This is a genomic window from Saccharopolyspora sp. NPDC049357 (assembly GCF_040677225.1).
Taxonomy (GTDB): Bacteria; Actinomycetota; Actinomycetes; order Mycobacteriales; family Pseudonocardiaceae; genus Saccharopolyspora.
The window spans coordinates 1-6,472 of record NZ_JBFAQJ010000080.1; the positions used below are offsets into that span (position 1 = coordinate 1).

Annotated in this window: 6 protein-coding genes; 1 reads left to right on the top strand and 5 read right to left on the bottom strand. The window is 71.5% G+C overall.

The genetic code is table 11. From position 1 onward, the window contains the following. Positions 1 to 72: 72 nt before the first annotated feature. The 5 genes from hisG to AB0J91_RS32765 form a co-directional block, all read right to left on the bottom strand. Positions 73 to 921, bottom strand: coding sequence for an ATP phosphoribosyltransferase (gene hisG, locus AB0J91_RS32745; protein WP_363876851.1), 849 nt, complete (start codon positions 919 to 921; stop codon positions 73 to 75). A 31-nt stretch (positions 922 to 952) separates the two neighbouring features. Beyond that, positions 953 to 1,216: a phosphoribosyl-ATP diphosphatase gene (locus tag AB0J91_RS32750; RefSeq protein ID WP_132622409.1), complete on the bottom strand. Its 264-nt coding sequence runs from the start codon at positions 1,214 to 1,216 to the stop codon at positions 953 to 955. A gap of 74 nt (positions 1,217 to 1,290) precedes the next feature. Then, the gene (locus AB0J91_RS32755; RefSeq protein ID WP_363876854.1) at positions 1,291 to 2,235 is read right to left on the bottom strand and encodes a homoserine dehydrogenase; all 945 of its coding nucleotides are present in this window, start codon (positions 2,233 to 2,235) and stop codon (positions 1,291 to 1,293) included. Continuing rightward, positions 2,232 to 2,903 (bottom strand): HAD family phosphatase, encoded by a 672-nt coding sequence (locus AB0J91_RS32760; protein ID WP_363876856.1) that lies wholly within the window; start codon positions 2,901 to 2,903, stop codon positions 2,232 to 2,234. Before AB0J91_RS32760 ends, AB0J91_RS32755 begins: the two co-directional genes overlap by 4 nt. A gap of 89 nt (positions 2,904 to 2,992) precedes the next feature. Further along, a complete protein-coding gene (locus AB0J91_RS32765; RefSeq protein WP_363876859.1) occupies positions 2,993 to 5,290 on the bottom strand; it encodes a lysylphosphatidylglycerol synthase transmembrane domain-containing protein in 2,298 nt (765 codons plus the stop codon). A gap of 187 nt (positions 5,291 to 5,477) precedes the next feature. On the opposite strand from AB0J91_RS32765, the gene AB0J91_RS32770 reads away from it, so the two are divergent. After that, the gene (locus tag AB0J91_RS32770; protein ID WP_132673772.1) at positions 5,478 to 6,377 is read left to right on the top strand and encodes a PAC2 family protein; all 900 of its coding nucleotides are present in this window, start codon (positions 5,478 to 5,480) and stop codon (positions 6,375 to 6,377) included. Positions 6,378 to 6,472: the final 95 nt, after the last annotated feature.

Consider the following 6,472-nt stretch of genomic DNA (forward strand, 5'->3'; position numbering starts at 1 on the left):
GACTGGGCCTGGCTCCGATGATCGCGGTGCAGCCTGCGTTCTACTCCGAGCTGTTCGGACCAGAACCGCCCGTCAGAGTCGGCAGGCCCGGATGTCCGAGGACAGGATCGCCTTCGCCCCCACGGCCGCGAGGCGGTCCATGATCGCCGGGGCGTCCTTGCGGGAGACCATGGCGCGGACCGCGACCCACCGCTCATCGGCCAGCGGTGCCATGGTCGGCGACTCCAGACCCGGGGTCATCTTCGTGGCGTCGTCGAGCAGGTCCTTCGGGCAGTTGTAGTCAAGCATCACGTACTGCTGCGCGAACACCACGCCCTGCAGCCGCGCGATCAGCTGGTTCTTCGCCTGCTCCTGGTCGGAGTCGCGGCGCTCGAGGACCACGGCCTCGGACTTGCAGATCGGGTCGCCGAAGGCCACCAGACCGTGCTGGCGCAGGGTGCGCCCCGAGCCGACGACGTCGGCGATCGCGTCGGCGACGCCGAGCTGGATGGAGATCTCCACCGCGCCGTCCAGCCGGATCACCTCGGCCGTCACCCCGTACCGGGCCAGGTCGTCGGAGACCAGCCGAGGGTAGGAGGTGGCGATCCGCTTGCCCTGCAGGTCGGCCACGTTCCACTCACCGGCGCCGGCGGGCGCCGCGTAGCGGAAGGTCGATCCGCCGAAGCCCAGCGCCAGCCGCTCGTCGACCGGAGCCCCGGAGTCCAGCGCCAGATCGCGGCCGGTCAGGCCGAGGTCGAGCTCGCCGGAGCCGACGTAGATGGCGATGTCCTTGGGCCGGAGGAAGAAGAACTCGACCTCGTTGGCGTTGTCGATCACGGTCAGGTCCCGCTGCTCATGGCGCTGCCGGTACCCGGCTTCCGCGAGCATCTCGGACGCGGGACCGGCAAGCGTGCCCTTGTTGGGCACTGCAACGCGCAGCATTGAACCTGTTCTCCTCGTGTTCGGTGTTGATCTACAGGTAGCGGTAGACGTCCTCTAGGGACAGTCCGCGACCCAGCATGATGACCTGCAGCCGGTAGAGCAGCTGCGAGATCTCCTCGGCGAGTTCCTCGTCGGACTCGTGCTCAGCGGCCAGCCAGACTTCGCCGGCCTCCTCCAGGACCTTCTTGCCCTGGGCGTGCACACCGGATTCGAGCGCGGCCACCGTCGAGGAGCCCTCGGGGCGGGTCCGGGCACGTTCCTGCAGCTCGGCGAACAACTCGTCGAAGGTCTTCACAATCCTCGATCCTTGCATCCGTCCTGGGCGGGTTCACACCGGACCCGTCCGTTTGCGGGCTCGATCACGGCCGATCAGCGGAAGCCGGTGGTGGCTTCCAGGACCGCGCCGAGCGTGTCCTTGATCATCGCAAGCGCGGCCCCGTGCGGGCTGGAGCGGCCGCCGGAGACCGCGATCTGGCCGGCGTCACCGCAGTCGTAGCGCACCGCCTTCTCCGGTCCGCGCAGCGCCCCGAGCGCGGAGGCCTCCGGCTCGGCCGACAACGCCACCCGGACCACGCCGGGCTCGTCGCGCATCGCACTGGCGACCTGCCGCAGCCGATGACCTGCGGGAACGACTGGCAGCGGAGGTGCGACCGGCTCGGCGGAGACCCGGGTCTCCGCCGGGTCCCAGCCCCACAGCAGCGCGCTGAGCAGCCGGAGCTTGGTCGCCGCATCGCCTCCGGAGAGGTCGTTGCTCGGGTCGGCCTCGGCGATGCCCGCGCGCTGCGCTTCGGCGACGGCGCCGTCCAGGTCCGCGCCGTCGGCGAGCCGGTCGAGGACGAAGGTGGCGGTGCCGTTCACGCAGCCGGAGACCGCGCGCACGTCGAAGCCCCGCAGCACCGATCGGGCCAGGTCACCGGCGGGCATCGCGGCGCCCGTGGCGCCCGAGACGCGCACCGACCGACCTGCGGCGTCCGCCGCCTCGGCGAGCCCCTTCCAGTGCGTGAGCAGGTGCGACTTGGTCGCGGTGACCACGTGGGCACCCGCGTTCAGCGCCTGCAGCGCCTCCCGTGCCGCACGGCCGTCGCCGTCGGAAGGAACCGCCTGGGCGAACACCCGCGCACCGGTGCGCTCCAGCAGCTCGGGCAGGTCGGTGAGCGGACCCCACTCCCCCGCTTCGCGCTGGCGTTCCCGGCCGCGCACGGCAACCACCCGCAGGTCCAGGCCGTGCTGCCGACCGCGTTCGGCGACGAGGTCGGCGTAGGCCCGGCCGACCGGCCCGTGACCGGCCAGCACGATCGGGACCGGATCGCTCACGCGGCCGGTGCGAACAGCTCGCCCAGCGCCGCGACGTCGACCTCGGCCAGCGAGTCGCGCAGCGTGCGGCGGGGGCCGGGCGACAGCGGCACCTCGCACGGGATCGCCAGCACCGCGCAGCCCGCGGCTTCGGCGGAGGCCACGCCGGTGGGCGAGTCCTCGACCGCGACGCAGTCGGCGGGGTCGACGCCGAGCAGGCGAGCGGCCTTGAGGTAGGGCTCGGGATCGGGCTTGTTCTTGCCGTCGACCTCGTCGCCGCAGACGGTGACGTCGAAGGAGTCGTGCCCCAGGGTGTCCAGCGCCAGGTCGGTGAGCGGGCGGATCGTGGAGGTCACCAGCGCGGTGCGCAGCCCCAGCTCCTTGGCGCGGCGCAGCGCCTCCTCGGCTCCCGGCCGCCACGGCAGGCCCTCGCCGAACAGCTCGGTCATGCGGCGCGCGACCCAGCTGGCGGCACCCGCGATCTCGGAGTTCCCGTCGGGCAGGCCCAGGTCGACGAGCAGCAGGCGCATGCTGCGGGTCATGTTGGAGCCGACCATGTCCTCGCGCGTCTGCTGCGAGAGTCGTCCGCCTCGATGCGCCGCGTAGTCGTCGAGCGCGATGGTCCAGAGCTTCTCGGAATCGACGAGCGTGCCGTCCATGTCGAACAGCACGGCGGCGGGCTGAGCCACGCGAACACTCCGTTCAATGAGGTGGAAGGACCACCTTCAGTACACACGACCATCTGTACCGATTCCTACCCAAAGTGTCCGAGGACTCCTCAGATGACGTTGCGGTGTTGCAGGTAGCGGAACATGAGGATGCCGGGCAGCACCGGGATCCAGTAGGTGAGCAGCCGCGACAGCAGCACGGCGGCGACGGCCGCGGTGGGCGGGACGCCCATGGCACCCAGACCGGCGAACAGGACGGCCTCGACCGCGCCGAGCCCACCGGGCGAGGGCACCAGGTGGCCCAGGGTGTTGCCGACGACGAACACGATGGTCACCGCCGTCCAGGAGAAGTTCGGGTGCAGCGCGGCCAGCGACGTCGCCAGCCCGAGACCGGACACCACCAAGTAGCCGAGCGCCCCGCCGAACAGCTGCAGCGCGCGCACCGGGTGCCGCAGCGTCTCCAGCAGCTCCCGGCTCACCTCCCGCACCGACGGCATGATCCGGCGCCGCCCCGGCGGCGACAGCAGCACCAGCACCGCGACCAGCACCGCGGCCGCGACGCCGACCATCAGCTGCCAGCCGGGCAGCGACAGGTTGGTGAAGGTGCCCGACAGCCCGACCGCGAACACCCCGATCACCGACACCACGAACGCCACCGCCCCGGTCCCGGCCTGGTTGAGCAGCGTCACCCCCACGGCCAGCGGCCTGCGCAGCCCGAGTCGTTCCAGGTAGACGACGTTGATTCCGAAGAACCCGGCACCGCCCGGGGTGGTGCGCCCGGTGAACGCGGCGGCGATCTGGACCTGCAGGGTCAGCCAGAACGGCAGCGGGATCCGGCTGGATCCCTGCACCGAGATCGACGACAGCACCACGGCGGCGAAGCCGGTCACGACCGCCACCGCCAGCCAGCCCCAGTTGGCGTGGCGCAGCGCCCCGATCACGTCCCGGGTGTTGGACAGCTCGGGGATCAGCAGGTAGACGGCCGCACCGACCAGCAGCAGGCTCAGCACGGTGGTCGGTCGCACGGGTGAGCGGAAGCCGGGAATGGGCAGGCCGAGCCGGTCGGCGAGGGTCTCGCGCAGCTCGGCGAGGAAGTACCGGCCGCGCTGGGCCTGCGCGCGGATCCGGCGCGGCAGCGCCAGCGGCACCACGCTGCCCAGCGCCGCGGCCAGCGATTCGACGGGTAGTGCGGCGATCGCGCTGGTCACAGCCCTTTCGGTGCCGACGGTGGCGGCCACCGACACCAGCGCTTCGGCCAGGTCCTGAGCGCAGCGGGCGTCGTCGGCGCCGGGATGGCTGAAGGTGAACGACAGCAGCCACGGCCGTCCGTGCTCGTCCACCAGGATGTTCTTGGCCCGCAGGTCGTGGTGCGCGATGCGGGCCTCGGCCAGCAGCGCGACCTGCTCCCACACGCCCGCCAGCAGCTCGTCGTCGATCTCCTCCGGCGACAGCTCCGTCAGCCGCCGCCCGGGAACCTCCCGCATCACCAGCAGCGCAGGTGCGTAGGGGACGTCACCGGCCAGGACGACCTCGGGAGTGCGCACTCCGGCGCGGGCGGCGAGCAACGCCGCGTACGCCTCGTGCTCGACCTCGTGGTGCGGGGTGGACAGGCTCGGTTCGTCCTGCACGTCGAGCAGCATCAGAAGGCGCTTGAGCTTGTACCAGGCGCCGGCTCGGCGGCTGAGCCTGCGCACCACCTTGACCCGCAGCGGCGGACCGTCCACGGTGTCCACCGCGAACTCGCGCGGTTGCAGCAGCCGGTGCCGGAGCGCGCTGATCGACACCGGCGCCAGCCCTGCCTGTTCGAGCTCGTCGAAGATGACCAGCTCCGAGACCTTGCGACCCGGAGCGCCCCACACCAGGTGGCACAGCAGTCCGACGCCCCAGCCGAGCAGCGCTCCGCCGACCGCGCCCAGCGGCAGGTGCAGGTCCAGGTGCACGACCGCGACCCCGGTCAGCACGACCAGGCCCCAGCCCAGGTAGCGCGCGAACCGGCCGAAGTACGGGGTGGCGACCACGGCCAGCACGGTCACCACCGCTACCTGCTCCGACGGGAAGGGGCGACCGCCGGGCCCCGCCAGCAGCTGGTGCATGAGCATCGCGATCAGCCAGGTCAGCGCACCGGAGCCGCCGCACAGCAGCGCCACCCGGATCCAGCCCACGTAGGAGGTCGCCACGACCACGCCGACGATGCCCGCCCAGGAGCCGATCCAGGTCAACACCACCCAAAAGGGGTCGGCGACGCGCGGGAGGGCGATCAGCTGTTGGTGAACAGCGATCTCCACCGGGTTCGCCGGGACCAGCACCAGCAGCGCGCTCAGCACCAGCAGACCCGCGACCAGGCTGAGTTTTCCCAGGTCACCGGGGTGGCGGCCGATGGACAGCCGCAGACGCGAACGCGGGGACACACCGGTTCCCCCACTTGGCGCTGACGGACTCCGCTCCACGGGCACCTGCTCCACACAGACTGGTCAGACAAGCCTCGGACCAGCAGGAGGAACCGTCAAACCGGCACCTCCGCACCGGCCGGGCACGTGATCATGAAATAGGCGAGGAGGTAGCGCTCGGGGAGGGCGTAGGTCGTAGGCTTGCGCAGTGACCGATCGCGAACAGACACCCGAACCGAACGCCGACCTGCCGCGGTTGACGGACCCGATCGTGGTCTGCGCGTTCGAAGGATGGAACGACGCCGGGGACGCAGCCAGCTCCGCGATCGAGCACCTGCAGCTCATCTGGGACGCCGAGTCGCTCAGCGAGCTCGACCCGGACCCGTACTACGACTTCCAGGTCACGCGGCCGACGGTCAAGCTCGTCGACGGCGTCACCCGGCAGGTCACCTGGCCGACGACCCGGCTGACGGTGTGCCGCCCGCCCGGTGCCGAGCACGACGTGATCCTGGTGCACGGCATCGAGCCGAACATGCGGTGGCGGGCCTTCTCCGCAGAGCTGGTCGAGAAGATCGAAAAGCTCGGGGCGCGCACGGTGGTGACCTTGGGCGCGCTGCTCGCCGACGCTCCGCACACGCGTCCGGTCCCGGTCAGCGGCACGGCCTACGACGAGGACTCGGCGGCGACGTTCGGCCTGGAGCGCACCCGCTACGAGGGTCCGACCGGGATCGTGGGGATCTTCCAGGACGCGTGCGTGCAAGCGGGTATCCCGGCGATCTCGTTCTGGGCGGCGGTGCCCCACTACGTCTCGCAGCCGCCCTCGCCGAAGGCGACGCTGGCGCTGCTGCACCGCGTCGAGGAGGCGCTGGACGTGGAGGTTCCGCTGGGCAACCTGCCGGACCAGGCCGAGGAGTGGGAGGAAACGGTCAGCGAGATGGCCGAGGAGGACGAGGACGTGCGCAACTACGTCCGCGCCCTCGAGGAGCGCGGTGACGCGGAGGTCCGGCTGACCGAGGCCAGCGGCGACGCGATCGCCGCCGAGTTCGAGCGCTACCTGCGCCGCCGGGGACCGGGAGGCAAGGGCCCGCTGGGTCCCGGACCGGGCTGAGCGCCTTGTCTGGGGCCTCACCCCGGTCGAGACCGACCGGGACGTCGCGTGGTTGCGCGGCACCGGTTCCGAGCACCACATCGTCGAGCTGCAGC

Coding starts and splice junctions, on each gene's coding strand:
- hisG (WP_363876851.1), bottom strand. CDS start 921: ATGCTGCGCGTTGCAGTGCCCAACAAGGGCACGCTTGCCGGTCCCGCG.